This window comes from Blautia sp. HCP3S3_C12 (assembly GCF_052064155.1).
In the GTDB taxonomy this organism is placed as follows: domain Bacteria; phylum Bacillota; class Clostridia; order Lachnospirales; family Lachnospiraceae; genus Blautia_A.
In genome coordinates this window covers 82,513-100,458 of record NZ_JBQHWC010000011.1, presented here as the reverse complement: position 1 = coordinate 100,458, position 17,946 = coordinate 82,513, and the positions used below count along the sequence as shown (strand labels likewise).

Here is a 17,946-nt window from a genome sequence, read left to right as displayed (position 1 = left end):
ATACCATTTTTTTATTCTTCCGCCGTATCGTCTGCTTTCTCTTCTGTGACCAGGGTAATTCGTCCCTGTCCATGTGCCTGTGCGTACTCATCACCAATCACATCGTCAAGGGAAGCTATATAATCAATAACCAGGTCATGATCAATGGTCCATTCTTCTCCTTCAGCCGGTGATATAACCTTTGATCCCTTAAACATGGTCATTCCATCTCCACATTCTTCAGAATAATATCTGTTAATGGCAAGAGTATAGGTTTTATCCTTATCAAGAGGTTCCTCTCCCACCATAACATCCTTTACGCGGTATTCACCATCTACAGAAACAAACTCACCTTCGCTGTTTACATTTACAGAGGATTTCATTGTGGTATCAATGGTGTAGGTCAGTCCGGAAGGCTGGATAAATCCGCCGCATTCTTCCGGTGCCAGGCGTGCTCCCATTTCCAGACAGTCAAGAATCTGCTGTCCTGTTACTTCAATGACTCCCGCCTCTGAGTTCCACGGCAATACAGTGATCAGATCCATATATTTGATCTCGCCTGCACCAATATCTGCACGTATACTTCCTCCGTTCATAAATGCAATATCTGCTCCTGTCTGGATGCGGTATGCATCTGTGATAAAATCACCCATATTTGTCTCTTCATTGCGCACAAGTCGTATTTCCGGATTATCCGGATCATTGATCACAAGTGCATGTTCTGTATTTCCTACTTTTACAAACAGATATTCATATTTCTTTTCAATATCCTTAACCATAGTATCTAGTTCTGTGTAGACTTCTGAAGAAATCTCATCCTCTGTCAGTTCATTGACAAGACCACTGGATATGGTCATTTCATTGTCCTGTGAAGCGTCAAATTTGACAACTCCGATATTTTCAAGCTTGGTCCCTACAGCAGTGAGGAGAACCTCATCTCCATTTTTGTCATTGATCACTTCACCTGCAATGGTGTCGTGAGCGTGTCCGTCTAGGATCACATCAATACCTTCTGTATTTTTGATCACATTGCGGGAAGACCATGCTTCTTCCACACCGGAATCACCAAGATGTGCCAATGCCACCACATAATCCGCACCGTCTGAAACAGCGGCATCTACTGCATTCTGGACGGTTTCATATAACTGCTCATTGGTCTGTGCACTGAAACCATAGATGAATTCTCCGTCTTCATTCTGGAAATAAGTAGGCGTAGATTTTGTGATCGTTTCCGGTGTACAGATTCCTACATAGCCGATTTTAATTTCTCTTCCATTAACTTCATAGGGAACTACTTTGTAAGCATCAAAAACAGTCTCTCCTGTCTCTGTGCTGACAAAATTACAGGAAAGGAAATCTGCTGATGCATTTTGTGCATAGGAGAGAAAAGTATCCATACCATAATCAAATTCATGATTTCCCGGTATGCAGATATCATATCCTATCTTTTCCATAAGATCCATTGCATCCTGTCCATCTGACTCTGTGGTCACAACAGAACCCTGGATCGCATCCCCCAGGTCAATCACCGTCAGCTGATCTGTTGTTTCACCAACTTCTGCCTTAACCGCAGCAAGTCCTGCATAACCAAGGCTTGCAGAAGAACCGGAATAATTTTCATCACTGCTGATTCCTCCATGTACATCACTGTCAAAGAGAAGAACAATCTGATTGTCATTAAGCTCCATATCCTTCAGACTGCCGGTTGTACTCTCCGCTGCGATCTGGATTTCCGGTTTTGTTTCGCCTGCATATACTGTAGCAGACACCATTACTGCTGAAAGAGTGAATAAATAAAGCATTGTTCTTTGTTTCATAAAAATACGCCTCCTTTCTTTAATACCTTAAGTATACTTGAGAAAGGAGGCATATTCAACAGCTTCTGCCATTCTTTTTAATACTATTGCAACCGAAAAACTACAGATTTTTGATTCTCTCAATGGCCTCTATGGTATTCTCATGGGTTCCAAACGCAGTGAGGCGGAAGAATCCCTCACCATGAGCACCAAATCCTGAGCCCGGAGTTCCTACAATATTGGCTTTTTCAAGAAGATAGTCAAAAAACTCCCAGGAAGTCATCTTATCCGGTGTTTTCAGCCAGATATACGGAGCGTTTACGCCACCGGATACTGAATAGCCTGCTGATGCCAGACCTTCGTAGATAGCTTTGGCGTTGCTCATGTAGTAACCTACCTGTTCTTTCAGCTGTGCTTTTCCTTCAGGAGAGTATACCGCCTCTCCTGCACGCTGTACGATGTATGGAGCACCGTTGAATTTAGTGCCATGACGTCTTGCCCAGAGACTGTGGAGATCTACACCGTCACGAACCAGATCCTTTGGTACAACTGTAAAGCCGAGGCGGACACCTGTGAAACCTGCATTTTTGGAGAAGCTGCGCAGTTCGATGGCGCAGGTTCTTGCTCCTTCGCACTCATAGATGCTGTGCGGTACATCTTCTTCGGAAATGTATGCTTCATATGCTGCATCATAGATAATGACGGAACCGTTTTTATTTGCATAGTCCACCCATTCCTGAAGCTGGGGTTTGGTGATGGCACCACCAGTTGGGTTATTCGGGAAGCAAAGGTAGATAAGATCCGGTACTTCTTCCGGGAATTCCGGAAGGAAGCCGTTGGATGCTGTACATGGCATATAGATTACGTTATCAAAGTTACCACGTTCTTTGTTGTATTCTCCTGTACGGCCTGCCATTACGTTTGTATCTACATATACAGGATATACAGGGTCGCACACTGCAATCTTGTTATCCAGTCCGAAGATTTCCTGGATATTTCCGGAATCGCTCTTTGCACCGTCAGAGACAAAAATTTCGTCTGCTTCAATGTCGCATCCTCTGTCTTTGTAGTCATTCTTTGCAATGGCAGATCTTAAGAATTCATAACCAAGATCCGGTGCATAACCATGAAAAGTAGCTGCATCTCCCATTTCATCTACAGATTTATGGAGTGCTTCAATGATCGCCGGAGCCAAAGGCTGGGTTACATCACCGATTCCCAGTGAGATCACGTTTGCCTTTGGGTTGGCTTCTTTATATGCTTTTACTTTTTTTGCAATTGTGGAAAACAGATAGCTTCCCGGTAATTTCAGATAGTTGTGGTTTACTGTTACCATGTTTGATTTCCTCCCTGGCATATTTCGCAGTTTTTATATACCTGTCTACAGCAGGCTGCTGCTTTGCCTTTCCATTTCTATTTGTGTCTTTTCTTCAAATATGTTTTATTCGAATTTTATTATACTTAATTATTTAATAATGTAAAGTCTCAAAGTGTTTTCTGAACATAATTTTTAATATTAACATTACTGTTCACTGGTAATATGTTAACATTTTTTACCCCGGCCATAATGTCCGGGGTGATTTATTTTATTTGCGCTTCTCTACTTCTTTCATTAGTGTCTCGCGGACGCTTGCAGGATTTGCCTTGCCTTTCATCTCTTTCATGATCTGACCTACAAAGAAGCCCATGACTTTATCTTTACCTCCCAGAAGTTCTGAAAGTGGTCCTGGGTTAGCATCCAGGATCCTGTTGATGGTTTCTTCCAGAAGTCCTGTGTCTTCTACAATCTTCAGACCATGTTCCTCAATGTAGGCTACAGGATCAATATCTTTATCAAAAACTTTCTCAAATACCTTCTTGGCATTCTGAGGACTGACTTCGGATTTTTCTACCATTACCAGAAGATCTGCAAGATGTTTCGGTGAGAAAGATACCTGTTCCGGATCCATTGCCTTGTCTTTTGTCAGGCGGAGTACCTCACCCATAAACCAGTTTGCTGTCTTCTTTGCATTTCCGTAGATTGCTGCTGTTTCTTCAAAAAGACCTGCAAGATGACGGGATTCTGTAAGGATTCCCGCATCATATGCCGGGAGTCCGTACTCTTCCTGATAGCGGACCTGTTTCACTTCGCGAAGCTCCGGCTGTTCTGCTTTGATCTTTTCAATCCATGCATCAGAAATATGGATCGGAGGCAAGTCTGGATCAGGGAAATATCTGTAGTCTTTGGCATCTTCTTTGGAACGCATGGCGTAGGAATATTCTTTATTGTCATCCCAGCGGCGTGTTTCCTGTGTAACTGCCTTGCCTTCTTCGATCAGTTCGATCTGACGTTCTCTTTCGCCTTCGATTGCTCTGGCAATGGCTTTGAAAGAGTTCAGGTTCTTCATCTCTGTTCTGGTACCGAATTCTTCTGCTCCCACTTCACGGACAGAAAGGTTAACGTCTGCACGCATGGAACCTTCCTGAAGCTTACAGTCTGATACACCCAGATACTGCATCATACAACGGAGTTTTTCAAGATAGGCGATTACTTCCTCAGAGCTTCTCATATCCGGCTCAGATACGATCTCGATCAGCGGGACACCGCTTCGGTTATAGTCTACCAGGGAGCAGTCTTCCCATTCATCATGGATCAGTTTACCTGCATCCTCTTCCATATGCATTTCATGGATGCGGATTTTCTTTTTGCCTGCAGAGGTTTCAATCTCTACCCATCCGTCATGACAGATTGGCAGATATAACTGAGAGATCTGATAGTTCTGTGGGTTATCCGGATAGAAATAGTTCTTACGGTCAAATTTGCAGTACTGATGGATCTGGCAGTTTGCTGCAAGACCTGCTTTTAGGGCAAACTCTACTACTTTCTTATTTAATACAGGCAGGGAACCCGGCATACCTGTGCAGACCGGACATGTATGTGTATTGGGTGCTCCTCCGAACTCTGTGGAGCATCCGCAGAAAATTTTTGTTTTTGTTGCAAGTTCTACATGGACTTCAAGTCCTATGACTGTTTCGTACTGTTTCATTATCTGGTGCCTCCTTCTCCTGGCACGGCAAAGGAGCCGCGGCTGGTTTCATAGGCGTGTGCTGCACGCAGGATTTTCTTTTCCATGAAGCAGTCCCCGATCATCTGGATACCGATTGGGAGACCTTTGCTGTCTTTTCCGCATGGAACTGTAATTCCCGGAAGACCGCAGAGATTGACTGCTACTGTGTAGATATCTCCAAGATACATGGCAAGGGGATTCTTTAAACTTTCACCGATCTTCGGTGCTGTAAATGGAGATGCAGGTGCAAGGAGCACATCATATTTGCCAAATGCCTGGTCAAATTCTTTCTTGATCAGGGCTTTTGTGCGGAGTGCCTTCAGATAGTATGCATCATAATAACCTGAGCTTAATACGAAGGAACCAAGCATGATGCGGCGTTTTACTTCCTCACCGAAACCTGCTGTTCTGGTCTTTTTGTACATGTCGTGAAGACCTTCATATTCTGCTGCACGGAAACCGTACTTCACTCCATCGAAACGTTCCAGGTTGGAACTTGCTTCTGCACTGGCGATAATATAATAAGCCGGAATCATGTATTCCATGGTTTTGATAGAGAAGAATTCTACTTCTGCTCCCAGTTCTTTCAGCGTATCAAGAACACCCATAAAAGATGCTTTTACTTCCGGATCAAGTCCCTCTGCCAGATATTCTTCAGGAACCCCGAATTTCATCCCCTTGATATCTCCTGTCAGTTCTTTGGAGAACTGAAGATCTTCTCTTTTCATGGATGTGCTGTCTTTTGTATCATGTCCTGCGATGATCTCCAGAAGAGTTGCACAGTCAGATACGTCTTTTCCTACAGGTCCGATCTGATCCAGGGAAGACGCATAAGCTACAAGACCGTAACGGGATACTGTTCCATAGGTTGGTTTAATTCCGGTTACACCACAGTAGGAACTTGGCTGACGAATAGATCCACCTGTATCTGAACCAAGTGCCAGATAAGTTTCTCCTGCTGCCACTGCAGCACAGGAACCACCTGAAGAACCGCCTGGTACGTGTTCCAGATTCCATGGATTTCTGGTGATGCCGTAAGCGGAAGTCTCTGTGGTACTTCCCATGGCAAATTCATCCATGTTTGTTTTTCCGATAATGACCAGTCCGGCTTTTTCCAGACGGTCAATGACTTCTGCATTATACTGAGGCACAAAATTCTCAAGAATCTTTGATGCACAGGTAGTTTTCTTTCCGTTAATACAGATATTATCTTTGATCGCGATGGGTACGCCTGCAAGAGGACTGGTATAAGTACCGTCCTCGATGCCTTTCTGTACTTCTTCTGCACGTTTGTATGCTTCTTCTTTATATGTGTCAAGATAAGCGTGTACTTCTGAATCCTGTTTCTCAATCTGTTCAAAAACAGTTTTTACTCCATCCAGGACGCTGACCTGACGCTGTTTTATTTTTTCCCCAAGCTGCAGGGCTGTTAATTTTTCCAACTCCATTGTCCTGTCTCCTATCCTATGGTTTTCGGAACCTGATACTGTCCTTCTTTTGCCTTCGGTGCATTTGCCAGCATTGCTTCTTTGTTGTCTCCGTTTGTGACAACGTCCTCACGAAATACGTTTTCGTCCTGGAAAATATGGGACATAGGCTCTACTTCCGATGTATCCAGTTCATCCAGTTTCTCTACATAATCAAGCATTTTCTGCATTTCAGCTTTTGCTTTTTCCTTTTCTTCTTCCGAGAGGGAAAGCTTGGCCAGGATGCAGACATTTTCCATTGTTTCATCATCTATGATCTTTGCCATGTTTTTCTCCTTATATATACTGCCTGTAACATTCAATATTGCTTTTATTTCTTTCTGCCCGGAATCAACCTGCCGTTTCCGGTCAATATATAGGCAGCTTTCCAAGTTTCTGACTTATTTACGGTTCCAGACGGTTCATATCTCGCGGGAAGAGACAGGTTTCACGAACATTCTCTTCACCGATAAGCTGCATGGTCAGACGTTCCAGACCGATTCCCAGTCCACCGTGAGGCGGCATACCATGTTTGAAGGTATCCAGATACTGTTCCATGCCTTCCTGCGTCATACCTCTGTCTTCAATTTTCTGTACCAGCATGTTGTAATCATGGATACGCTGTCCGCCTGTTGTGATCTCAAGGCCTTTGAATAACAGGTCAAAGCTTAAGGTAAATCTTGCGTCTTCCGGATCATCCATTGCATAGAATGGACGTTTCTTTGACGGATAATGTGTGACAAATACGAAATCTGAGCCATATTCTTCTCTGAAATACTGTCCGATCAGTGCTTCTTCTTCCGGCTCCAGGTCAAATGGATTTCTGATCTTACGGTTATATTTCTGCGATACCAGTTCTTTGGCTACGTCAAAACGGACTGCCGGGATTTTGGATACATCCGGGATATCAAGCTTCAAGATCTGTACTTCTTTTGCATATTCTGTTTTCAGAAGGTTCATGGCATACTGGAGGAATCCTGTTTCCATTGCCATAATTTCTTCGAAGCTGTCAATATATCCCATCTCGAAGTCCAGACTGGTGTATTCATTTAAGTGACGTTTGGTGTTATGTTTCTCAGCACGGAATACAGGACCTGTCTCAAATACTCTGTCAAATACGCCAACCATCATCTGTTTGTAGAACTGTGGGCTCTGCGCAAGTACTGCAGGTTTGTGGAAGTAGCTGAACTTGAAAAGGTTTGCTCCACCCTCTGCTCCTCTGGCTCCAATCTTCGGAGTGTGAATCTCTGTAAATCCCTGTCCGTAAAGATAATCTCGGAATGCTTTTGTCAGTGCCTCCTGGATTTTAAATTTGGAACGCTCCTGAATGTTTCTCAGGGAAATCGGTCTGTAGTTTAATTTTGCTTCCAGAGAAGTGTTCAGTTTCCATTTGTCGATTGCCATCGGAAGAGGTTCTGCAGGTGTTGATAAAATATCAATATGACGGATAAGAAGTTCTCTTCCGTGGGGTGCTCTCTCCTCTTCATGCAGGATTCCTTTCACCCTGACCGTCATTGCTTCCTTCAATTCATGAATGGAAACATTTGCCATTTCATTTTCATAGACTGTCTGGAATAAGCCTTCCCTTCTTCTAAGAATGATAAATGCCACATCACCCATATTACGGATGCTGTGAACAGCGCCTTCGATTACGGCTTCCTGGTTCAGGAGATTATTACCTACGAGTTCCTCCCAGGTATTGATTTCTTTTTTCCATGTTCCATCCATAAATTCCATTTCCTCATCCTCCATTTCTTCATTTCTGAAAACCTTTGTGATATCTTCACTGGTTTCAAGTTCAAAAGGCTTTTCGTGCAAGCACAACGACTTTTTGGCTTAAAACCCTGGAATATCAAAAAGGCGTAATCAGAAAATCCGGAGACACTTATCCCCTGGACTCTCTGATTACGCCTTTGTAATCATTCTTCCTGTTATTATCTATTTTATGTTTGTTTGTGTTCTTTCTATATATAATATAATGTTAGGGTTAAAATGTATTTTGCCTCTAACTTGATATGAACAAAAATATATTCTGTATATTACCACATATTCTGTCAAAATAATATCGTCATTTTTTACAAAATTCTCCTTATTATTTTCGGATATTTTATTTAGAACGTGTTTGAAAAATCAGATTTCATCATACATCAGCATGAGTAACATCTGTGCAGTTTCTACCATGTTGGTTCCTGAATCCATGCTGCATTTCTGGATGTGTCGATATGCTTCCTCTTCTGTCATCTGGTTTTTTTCCATCAGAAGGCGTTTGGCATTCGAGATATAATTCTGTTCTTTTTCTGATCTGGGCTTTGGTTTCTTCTTTTCTTTTTTGATCCGGCGTTCCAGATGATAGAGCATGTCATTGACCGTATCTATCAGTACGCTTGCTTTCATCGGCATCTGTACAGTGCTGACGGAATTCGGTGCTTCATCTATAATACGCTGAGAAGCCAGAAGCAGCATTTCAAAATACTGTGGCAGGTCATCGAGAGCGTCTTTATAATAGGCATCTGTCAGCTTATACCCGCATATCAGGACACCACTGTCAAGTTCTGAGATACTGGCCAGCGCATTAGAGACAGAGCTGCAGACAGAAGCTACTGTGAGCCCATGTCTGTTAAGTATTGTGCGGATTTTCTTTGCGTCTTCAATTTTCGGTAACGCAATCACAATGCTGCTACTCATAACTCTGCCACTCCTATTTCTGTTACAGCCTGAGTTTCCGTCCACTGCTTATTGCTTTTTACAACCTCCGCAGGGGACTTGTTTGATTTTGATCAAGCGGATGTTCGCAATCCGCTTCGCTACTTGCTCATAACCGAATAACTGCTTCGCAGTTTATCAGAAGAAGCTTCGCTCCTCCTGATACAAACAAGTCCCCACCCACTGCTTATTGCCTTTTACAATTTCTACAGGGGACTTGTTTGATTCGGTTAAATTCTGTATAAGTATTCCTCGATTTCCCAGGCTGAAATTTCTCTTGTATAACGCAACCATTCTTTTTTCTTGGCTGCTGCGTATTCTTTACAAAATTCTGTTCCAAGTACTTCTTTGATCCAGTCACTCTGTTCGAAGTAATCAATTGCTTCGTTCAAATTTCCCGGAAGATTTTCAATCTTCATTGCTTTCTGGTCTGTTTCGGATAACTCTCTGCTGGAGGACTTAGTCGGATAAATCTTCTTATTGATTCCATCCAGTCCTGCTGCCAGACATACTGCAAATACCAGATACGGATTTGCTGCTGCATCCGGACTTCTCAGTTCGATCCTTGTCTCCATACCTCTGGATCCCGGAATTCTTACCAGTGAATTCTGGTTGTTCTTTGTCCATGTCAGCTCTGTCGGTGCTTCATAGCCCGGAACCAGACGTTTGTAGGAATTTACGATAGGATTGGTGATCAGTGCCATCTCTTTGCTGTGAGCCAGAAGACCTCCTACGAAGTAATAAGCTTCTTCGCTTAATTCCTGTGGATTTCCCGGATTGACGAATACATTTCTTCCATCTTTAAATAAGGAGAAATGAATGTGCATTCCGGAACCGTTTACTTCTGCCCTTGGTTTCGGCATAAATGTCGCATGAAGTCCATGGCGTTTGGCAATGGTACGGACCGTCATCTTGAATGACATGATCCGGTCTGCAATCGTACGGACTTCACCGTATTTGAAATCTACTTCATGCTGTGCAGGAGCAGTTTCATGGTGAGAAGATTCTACCTCAATCCCCATGTCTTCCAGATTTAATACAATATCACGTCTTGCGTTTTCACCCAGATCCACAGGGCTGACATCCAGATATCCGGCCTTTTCATGTGTTACAGTAGTCGGAACTCCGTTATCATCTGTATGAAAAAGGAAAAATTCACATTCCGGATCTACCAGACAGGTGTATCCCTCCTTCTTTGCCTCCCGGGCGGTTTTCTTCAGGATATATCTCGGACTTCTCTCATGAGGGGTTCCGTCCGGACAATAGATATCGCATAACAGTCTGGCAACTTTTCCCTGCTGTGGTCTCCATGGGAGAATTGCAAAAGTGTCAAGATCCGGTCTTAAGTACATATCCGGTTCAGATTCTCCTGCTATTCCTGCGATAAAGGAACCATCTACAATACATCGGTTGTCCAGTGCACGGGGAAGTTCCCGGGCAGTTATGGCGATGTTTTTCAGCGTTCCGAACATATCTGTGAACTGGAGACGGATAAATTCCACGTCTTCCTCCTCAGCCATCTGTAATATTTCTTCTCTGGTATAATTCCCCATTTTCATTCACTCCTTGTCAGCATAGTTTCTGCTGTTTTTGCTTTCTTAATAATTCTTCGATACAGTTTTGTCCTGTCTGGAAATTTTATAGATTCTTTTTATAGTGATATAAAAAAGGGCGCACTTTCTACAGTTACTTTTCTATAGAAAGAACGCCTTTGTTCATGTAGGCAATTATAGCAACATGACTATTTTTTGTCAACTGCTTATTTTTATAAATAAATCACCGGCTCTTTCCATGTTACTGTGCGCTACGCTTTCAATAACACGCTTTGCAGCTTACTTATAATCGCTATTTTGAGAATACCGCATCATTTCTCGAAAGAAGATATACGCAGTACTGATTCATACTGATTCCCTCCCTCTGAGAATGTTCTACCAGTAGTCTATGCAGGCTTCTTGGAATTCTCAGTTTAAACTGTCCGGAATAATCTTCAAGGCTATCTGGTTCATGGATTTCTACTCCTTCTTCTAATGCAGCTTCAAGCCATGCTTTTTTTGCATCCAGGGCATTTGAAATTGCACTTTCCACTGTTTCTCCGCAGGTAATGCAACCAGGGAGATCCGGATACGAAACTACGAATCCTCCTTCGGTTTTATCTTCTACAACTTCCATGCGATAAGACATTGACATATAATCATTCAGCGTCTTCATGATTCTTCGCCTCACTTTCTACTATTTCCCTTACCATTTCTACATATACTTTCTTTATCGGCTCATGTTTTGGTATTGTAATAGGCATACATCCAGACTTTCTAAATGTATAATGACTGCTTCCACTTCTCGGAACATTCATTTCATATCCATAACTTTCCAATACTTTTCGCAATTCATCAAACCGAAGATCTTTTGATAAATTACATATACGTGTTATCAGTTTATCCCATTTTGACATTCTTATATCTCCTATTTACATTATATGTGGTATCGTATATGGTGTCAATCAATTTTTCTATACCAAATTTGAAAAGATTTCTGTATTCTCCGAAAGAGAAATACGCAAAATACAAATTCAAAAATACTGTCTTTTGTACTTAATCATAAAGGGAAATGGATGAACCGAATAGCTCAAAAATTATCTTAGATATGCAAATTTAGTGTAGCAAATGTATTATTCTCTGTCAACTATAATTATTATAATGCAAGACCCAAAAATCACTTTCAAAAAAGGTGCTGTTGCCTGACATCCTTTTCCGTCAGGCAATAGCACCTTTCTCATATTTTATCTTATTTTTACAGATAGGAATATCCCATCAGTGATTCATCCACCGCTTTCGCAGCTTCTCTGCCTTCGCGGATTGCCCATACTACCAGGGACTGGCCTCGGTGCATGTCTCCTGCAGTGAAGACTTTGTCTACGGAGGTCTGGTACTGATCTGGCTTTGTATCTACGTTAGTTCTTCCATTGATGGCTACCTTAAATGCATCTGTTACATATTTCTCACTGCCAAGGAATCCTGCTGCGATAAGGACTACGTCTACAGGGATGACTTCTTCGGTTCCTTCTACAGGAACCATCATCATACGTCCTGTCTTTGCATCTTTTTCACTCTTTAATTTAGTGAGTTTTGCCTGGCAGACATTTCCGTTTTTATCTTTGATAAATTCTGTAACAGTAGTCTGGTATACTCGTGGGTCATGTCCGAATACAGCAATGGCTTCTTCCTGGCCATAGTCTGTTTTGAGGACTCTCGGCCACTGCGGCCATGGGTTGGATGGTGTTCTTTCCACTGGCGGCTTCGGCATCATCTCTAACTGGATCACAGATTTGGCACCCAGACGTATAGATGTTCCTACACAGTCATTTCCTGTATCACCACCACCGATGACCAAAACATTTTTTCCTTTGGCAAGTTCATATGGAACTTTGGCAAAATCAGAGTCCAACAGCGCTTTTGTTACCTGTCCCAGGAAATCTACTGCGAAATAAATTCCTTTTGCATCCCGTCCCGGAACTTTAATGTCTCGTGGATTGGATGCTCCGCAGGCAAGGATGACGCGGTCGAACTGTTTCAGAAGTTCTTCTGCTTTGATGTCCTTTCCTACGTTTACATTTGTAACGAATTTAACTCCCTCTTCTTCCATAAGATGGATTCTTCTGTCAACAACAGCTTTGTCCAGCTTCATGTTAGGAATACCGTAACGGAGAAGTCCGCCTACACGGTCTTTTCTTTCAAATACAGTTACGCTGTGGCCTCGTCTGTTTAACTGCTGAGCTGCTGCCAGTCCAGACGGACCGCTTCCGATGACTGCGATGGATTTGCCTGTACGCACTTCCGGGATCTGCGGAGTTACCCATCCGTTCTCGTAGGCTGTCTCGATGATCGCACGTTCATTTTCTTTTGTGGAGACTGGTTCTCCGTTTATATTACAGGTGCAGGCTGCTTCGCAGAGTGCAGGGCAGACACGGGAAGTAAATTCCGGGAAGCTGTGTGTCTTGCTCAGTCTTAAGTATGCCTGTTTCCAGTTGCCTGTATAAACCAGATCGTTTGTCTCAGGTACAAGGTTGTGCAGAGGACAGCCGGATGCCATACCGCCGATCATCATACCTGACTGGCAGAATGGGACACCGCATGCCATGCAGCGTGCGCCCTGAAGTTTCTGTTTTTCTTTATTTAATGGGGTCCTGAATTCTTTGAAGTTTGCGATGCGGACCTTTGGCGGCAGAACTTTTGCCGTCTCTCTCTCATATTCTAAAAATCCTGTTGGTTTGCCCATGATTTCCTCCTTTTCGCCGCACTGGCTGCGGCAATGCTGGTATGGTATAACCCACGCCATCTTTTTTTATTTACTTCAAAAGATGACGGGGCAACATTGATAAGTTCACACGATATATTCAATTATTATCAATGTTTAGCGCCAATACTTTCGTAAAACGCTTCCATCTGTGCCTGCTGACTGTTGAGTCCCTTTTCTTCCAGTTTTGCACTTAATGTTACCATCTTCTTGTACTCATTCGGAATGAGTTTTTTGAAGTGTGGCAGATAATAGTCAAAGTCAGCCAGAACTTTCGCACCGAGTTTGGAGCCTGTAGCTTCTACATGAGCTTCGATCAGGTCACGGAGTTCTTTTTTGTCATATTTGTTTTCCACTTTTTCGATGGAAATCATAGCCTTGTTCAGGTTTTTGTAGAGGACATTGTCTACATCCAGTACATATGCGATACCGCCACTCATACCTGCTGCAAAGTTCTTGCCAGTCTTGCCAAGTACGACTACGCGGCCACCTGTCATATATTCACAACCGTGCTCTCCTACACCTTCTACAACTGCAGATGCACCGGAGTTACGGACTGCAAAACGTTCGCCTGCAACACCATTGATAAATGCAGTACCGCTGGTTGCACCATAGAGGGCAACGTTACCTACGATAATGTTCTCTTCTGCCTTGTAAGCAGCTTTCTCCGGAACTTTCAGGATCAGTTTACCACCGGAAAGTCCTTTTCCGAAGTAGTCATTGCTGTCACCGGTCAGTTCCAGTGTCAGACCTTTCGGGATAAATGCACCGAAGCTCTGTCCGCCGGCACCGTTGCAGTGTACAGTGATGGTGTCATCTGCAAGTCCGTCTTTGTTCTTTCTTGTGATCTCTGCACCAAGGATTGTTCCGAATGTACGGTCAATGTTTGTCAGGTTTACAGAAAGCTCTGTTTTCTGACCTTTATTGATGGCATTTGCACATTTCTTAACCAGAACTTTTTCGTCCATGGTCTTTTCCAGTTCGAAGTTGTATACGGCTTTCGGGTCAAAGGTAACTTTCTGATCTTTGCCTGCAAATGGATTGTTCAGGATCGCACTTAAGTCTACTTTGCCCTGATGTGGTTCCTGTACATTGTCTGTCTGAACAAGGAGATCTGTACGGCCAACCATTTCGCTGACTGTACGGAATCCCAGTTTGGACATGTATTCTCTTAATTCCTGTGCGATAAAGCGCATGAAGTTCTCTACATATTCCGGTTTACCTTTGAATCTCTTACGAAGTTCCGGATTCTGTGTTGCCACACCTACCGGGCAGGTATCCAGGTTGCATACACGCATCATTACACATCCCATGGTTACGAGAGGAGCTGTTGCAAAACCAAATTCCTCTGCACCCATCAATGCTGCGATTGCAACGTCACGACCACTCATAAGCTTACCGTCAGTCTCAATGCGTACACGGTTTCTCAGCCCATTTTTGAGCAGTGTCTGATGTGTTTCTGCAAGTCCCAGTTCCCATGGAAGTCCAGCATTGTGGATAGAACTTCTCGGAGCTGCACCTGTACCTCCGTCATAACCGGAGATTAGGATGGTCTGTGCACCGGCTTTGGCAACACCTGCTGCGACGGTACCGACACCTGCTTCTGATACCAGTTTGACAGAAATATCTGCATATTTATTTGCATTCTTAAGGTCATAAATTAACTGTGCCAGATCCTCGATAGAATAGATATCGTGGTGCGGTGGCGGGGAGATCAGGCTGACACCCGGTGTGGAATGACGGGTCTTAGCGATCCATGGATATACTTTCTTTGCAGGAAGATGTCCACCTTCACCTGGTTTTGCACCCTGTGCCATCTTAATCTGGATTTCTCTTGCAGATACAAGGTAACGGCTGGTTACACCGAAACGTCCGCTGGCAACCTGTTTGATTGCGGAGCATCTGTCATTGCTGCTTCCTGCAGAGTCCAGTCTCTCGTCACTTTCACCACCCTCACCTGTGTTGGATTTTCCATGGAGGTGGTTCATGGCGATCGCCAGTGTCTCATGTGCTTCCTGTGAAATGGAACCATAGGACATGGCACCTGTTTTGAATCGTTTTACGATTTCATCTACACTTTCTACTTCTTCAAGCGGAACCGGTGTCTCGGCAAATTTAAAGTCCAGAAGACCTCTTAAGTTTCCGTGGTTTTCTTTATCTACCAGATCTGTGTACTGTTTGAACAGATCATAGCTTCCTGTCCATGTGGACTGCTGCAGAAGATGGATGGTCTGAGGATTGTAACGATGTTCCTCTCCCTGGCTTCTCATCTTATGTGCACCAACGCTGTCCAGTGTCAGGTCTGTCGGAAGTCCTAACGGGTCAAATGCTTCTGAGTGAAGTTTCTCTACATTCTCTTCGATGTCTTCCAGTGTGATTCCGCCTACACGACTAACTGTACCAGTAAAGTATTTCTCGATCACATCTGAGGAAATACCGATTGCCTCGAAGATCTGAGATCCCTGATAAGACTGGATGGTGGAAATACCCATCTTGGAAGCAATCTTTACAATACCGCTGATGACTGCATGATTGTAGTCATCAACTGCTGCATAATAGTCTTTCTCCAGCATATGGCTGTCGATCAGCTCATGGATTGTCTCAAGGGCAAGGTATGGGTTGATGGCGCTTGCACCATAGCCAAGTAAAGTTGCAAAATGATGTACTTCTCTCGGTTCTCCGGATTCCAGAATGATGGCAAGAGAGGTACTCTTCTTTGTTTTTACAAGGTGCTGATGAACTGCGGATACTGCCAGAAGTGACGGAATTGGCATATGGTTTTCATCTACTCCCCTGTCTGAAAGAACAAGGATGTTTGCACCCTCACGGAATGCTTTATCTACTTCTACAAAAAGACGGTCAATTGCTCTCTCAAGCTTGGTGCTCTTGTAATATAAGGTAGAAACAACAGCTGTCTTGAAGCCCTCATGCTTGAAGCTCTTGATCTTCATCATGTCTGTATTTGTCAGGATCGGGTTGTTGATTTTTAATACCTGACAGTTTTCCGGTTTCTGCTCCAGCAGGTTTCCGTCTTTACCTACATAAACACTTGTGCTGGTAACGATCTCCTCACGGATCGCATCGATTGGAGGATTGGTAACCTGTGCAAAGAGCTGTTTAAAGTAGTCAAATAATGGCCTGTTCTGTTTGGAAAATACTGCAAGCGGGGTATCCACACCCATAGCTCCGATGCTCTCTGCTCCGTTTAACGCCATGTTTCTGATGGAAGTACGGTACTGCTCATAAGTATAGCCGAATGCTTTCTGCAGACGTGCTCTCTGCTCAGGTGTATATTCTTCCGGTCTTTCGTTAGGAATCTTGATATCTTTTAACTGTACCAGATGACTATCCAGCCATTCACCGTATGGCTGCATTTTTGCATATCCCTCTTTCAGTTCATTGTCATCGATCACTTTTCCCTTTACAGTATCTACAAGGAGCATTTTTCCAGGATGAAGACGCTCTTTTAATACGATTTTCTCTTCCGGAATCGGCAATACACCAACTTCGGAGGAAAGAATCATGTATCCGTCAGAAGTGATATAATATCTGGATGGACGAAGACCGTTTCTGTCCAGGACAGCTCCCATCACATCACCGTCTGAGAAGAGGATAGATGCAGGTCCGTCCCATGGCTCCATCATGGTTGCATAGTACTGATAGAAATCACGCTTTGCCTGTGAAATAGTATCATTGTTTGCCCATGGTTCAGGGATTGTGATCATCACTGCAAGAGGCAGCTCCATGCCACTCATTACCAGGAATTCCAGTGTATTGTCAAGCATTGCAGAGTCGGAACCATTTCTGTTTACAACAGGGAGCACTTTATGAAGCTGTCCCTCCAGATATGGTGATTCCATATTTTCTTCTCTTGCAAGCATCTTATCTGCGTTGCCGCGGATGGTGTTGATCTCACCGTTGTGTACCATAAAGCGGTTGGGATGTGCTCTCTCCCAGCTTGGGTTTGTGTTGGTACTGAAACGGGAATGTACCATGGCGATCGCAGATTCATAATCCGGACTCTGGAGATCTTCAAAGAATGTACGAAGCTGTCCAACCAGGAACATACCTTTGTAAACGATGGTACGACTGCTCATGGATACTACATAAGTATTATCATTACTCTGCTCAAACTCACGTCTTGCAATGTAGAGCATACGGTCAAATGGAAGACCTTTTTCCACATCTTCCGGCTTTTTGATAAATGCCTGCATAATGCATGGCATACATTCTCTTGCCTTGTGTCCAAGCACTTCCGGAAATACCGGAACCTGACGCCATCCAAGAAGTTCCAGACCTTCTTTCTCAAGAATGATCTCAAACATCTTCTTTGCCTGCGCGCGTTTGATCTCGTGCTGTGGGAAGAAAAACTGTGCGATACCGTATTCTCTCTCATCTCCAATTTCAAATCCCTCTTTCTTACAGGCTTTTTTGAAAAATTTATGAGAAATCTGAAGAAGAATACCTACACCATCACCGGTTTTGCCTTCTGCATCTTTACCTGCACGGTGTTCCAGATGTTCTACGATTTTTAATGCGTTTGCAACAGTATCGTGGGTTTTCTTTCCTTTGATATTGACAACTGCTCCGATACCGCAGTTGTCATGTTCAAATTCAGGCCGGTACAGACCTTGTTGTTGCTGCTGTTCTCTCACTTCTTTCATA

At 43.5% G+C, this 17,946-nt stretch carries 12 protein-coding genes; all 12 read right to left on the bottom strand.

Annotated features, from left to right (window positions below):
* Positions 1–11: 11 nt before the first annotated feature.
* The 12 genes from ACTNDS_RS10280 to gltB all read right to left on the bottom strand — a co-directional run bounded on the left by ACTNDS_RS10280 (position 12) and on the right by gltB (position 17,945).
* Positions 12–1,796 (bottom strand): bifunctional metallophosphatase/5'-nucleotidase, encoded by a 1,785-nt coding sequence (locus ACTNDS_RS10280; protein WP_441035507.1) that lies wholly within the window; start codon positions 1,794–1,796, stop codon positions 12–14.
* Between the two features lie 100 nt (positions 1,797–1,896).
* A complete protein-coding gene (locus tag ACTNDS_RS10275; protein WP_441035506.1) occupies positions 1,897–3,111 on the bottom strand; it encodes an LL-diaminopimelate aminotransferase in 1,215 nt (404 codons plus the stop codon).
* 250 nt (positions 3,112–3,361) lie between these two features.
* Complete coding sequence (gene gatB, locus ACTNDS_RS10270) at positions 3,362–4,804, bottom strand: Asp-tRNA(Asn)/Glu-tRNA(Gln) amidotransferase subunit GatB (protein WP_441035525.1); 1,443 nt, start codon at positions 4,802–4,804, stop codon at positions 3,362–3,364.
* Positions 4,801–6,270: an Asp-tRNA(Asn)/Glu-tRNA(Gln) amidotransferase subunit GatA gene (gene gatA, locus ACTNDS_RS10265; protein ID WP_441035504.1), complete on the bottom strand. Its 1,470-nt coding sequence runs from the start codon at positions 6,268–6,270 to the stop codon at positions 4,801–4,803. The genes gatB and gatA overlap by 4 nt, the downstream gene beginning before the upstream one ends.
* Before the next feature lie 11 nt (positions 6,271–6,281).
* Positions 6,282–6,575: an Asp-tRNA(Asn)/Glu-tRNA(Gln) amidotransferase subunit GatC gene (gene gatC / locus ACTNDS_RS10260; protein WP_008704901.1), complete on the bottom strand. Its 294-nt coding sequence runs from the start codon at positions 6,573–6,575 to the stop codon at positions 6,282–6,284.
* Positions 6,576–6,693: 118 nt separating this feature from the next.
* Positions 6,694–8,025, bottom strand: a complete 1,332-nt coding sequence (gene aspS, locus ACTNDS_RS10255; RefSeq protein WP_441035523.1) for an aspartate--tRNA(Asn) ligase — start codon at positions 8,023–8,025, stop codon at positions 6,694–6,696.
* A 393-nt stretch (positions 8,026–8,418) separates the two neighbouring features.
* Positions 8,419–8,973, bottom strand: a complete 555-nt coding sequence (locus ACTNDS_RS10250) for an ANTAR domain-containing response regulator (RefSeq protein WP_055153468.1) — start codon at positions 8,971–8,973, stop codon at positions 8,419–8,421.
* A 248-nt stretch (positions 8,974–9,221) separates the two neighbouring features.
* Positions 9,222–10,544, bottom strand: a complete 1,323-nt coding sequence (locus ACTNDS_RS10245) for a glutamine synthetase family protein (RefSeq protein WP_062807541.1) — start codon at positions 10,542–10,544, stop codon at positions 9,222–9,224.
* 292 nt (positions 10,545–10,836) lie between these two features.
* Complete coding sequence (locus tag ACTNDS_RS10240; RefSeq protein WP_441035501.1) at positions 10,837–11,199, bottom strand: type II toxin-antitoxin system HicB family antitoxin; 363 nt, start codon at positions 11,197–11,199, stop codon at positions 10,837–10,839.
* On the bottom strand, positions 11,183–11,440 hold the full coding sequence (locus ACTNDS_RS10235; protein WP_025579462.1) for a type II toxin-antitoxin system HicA family toxin: 258 nt from the start codon (positions 11,438–11,440) through the stop codon (positions 11,183–11,185). Before ACTNDS_RS10235 ends, ACTNDS_RS10240 begins: the two co-directional genes overlap by 17 nt.
* Before the next feature lie 338 nt (positions 11,441–11,778).
* Positions 11,779–13,263: a glutamate synthase subunit beta gene (locus ACTNDS_RS10230; RefSeq protein WP_441035498.1), complete on the bottom strand. Its 1,485-nt coding sequence runs from the start codon at positions 13,261–13,263 to the stop codon at positions 11,779–11,781.
* A gap of 128 nt (positions 13,264–13,391) precedes the next feature.
* Positions 13,392–17,945 carry a glutamate synthase large subunit gene (gene gltB / locus ACTNDS_RS10225; protein WP_441035521.1) on the bottom strand — a complete coding sequence of 1,518 codons (4,554 nt, stop codon included), beginning with the start codon at positions 17,943–17,945 and terminating at the stop codon, positions 13,392–13,394.
* Between the last annotated feature and the right edge of the window lies 1 nt (position 17,946).

What these genes read in the sequence shown, in the direction of transcription:
- ACTNDS_RS10230 (WP_441035498.1), bottom strand. Translation starts at nt 13,263, where the DNA reads ATGGGCAAACCAACAGGATTTTTAGAATATGAGAGAGAGACGGCAAAA.
- ACTNDS_RS10280 (WP_441035507.1), bottom strand. Translation starts at nt 1,796, where the DNA reads ATGAAACAAAGAACAATGCTTTATTTATTCACTCTTTCAGCAGTAATG.
- ACTNDS_RS10275 (WP_441035506.1), bottom strand. Translation starts at nt 3,111, where the DNA reads ATGGTAACAGTAAACCACAACTATCTGAAATTACCGGGAAGCTATCTG.
- gatC (WP_008704901.1), bottom strand. Translation starts at nt 6,575, where the DNA reads ATGGCAAAGATCATAGATGATGAAACAATGGAAAATGTCTGCATCCTG.
- ACTNDS_RS10250 (WP_055153468.1), bottom strand. Translation starts at nt 8,973, where the DNA reads ATGAGTAGCAGCATTGTGATTGCGTTACCGAAAATTGAAGACGCAAAG.
- gatA (WP_441035504.1), bottom strand. Translation starts at nt 6,270, where the DNA reads ATGGAGTTGGAAAAATTAACAGCCCTGCAGCTTGGGGAAAAAATAAAA.
- gltB (WP_441035521.1), bottom strand. Translation starts at nt 17,945, where the DNA reads ATGAAAGAAGTGAGAGAACAGCAGCAACAACAAGGTCTGTACCGGCCT.
- ACTNDS_RS10235 (WP_025579462.1), bottom strand. Translation starts at nt 11,440, where the DNA reads ATGTCAAAATGGGATAAACTGATAACACGTATATGTAATTTATCAAAA.
- aspS (WP_441035523.1), bottom strand. Translation starts at nt 8,025, where the DNA reads ATGGAATTTATGGATGGAACATGGAAAAAAGAAATCAATACCTGGGAG.
- ACTNDS_RS10245 (WP_062807541.1), bottom strand. Translation starts at nt 10,544, where the DNA reads ATGGGGAATTATACCAGAGAAGAAATATTACAGATGGCTGAGGAGGAA.
- ACTNDS_RS10240 (WP_441035501.1), bottom strand. Translation starts at nt 11,199, where the DNA reads ATGAAGACGCTGAATGATTATATGTCAATGTCTTATCGCATGGAAGTT.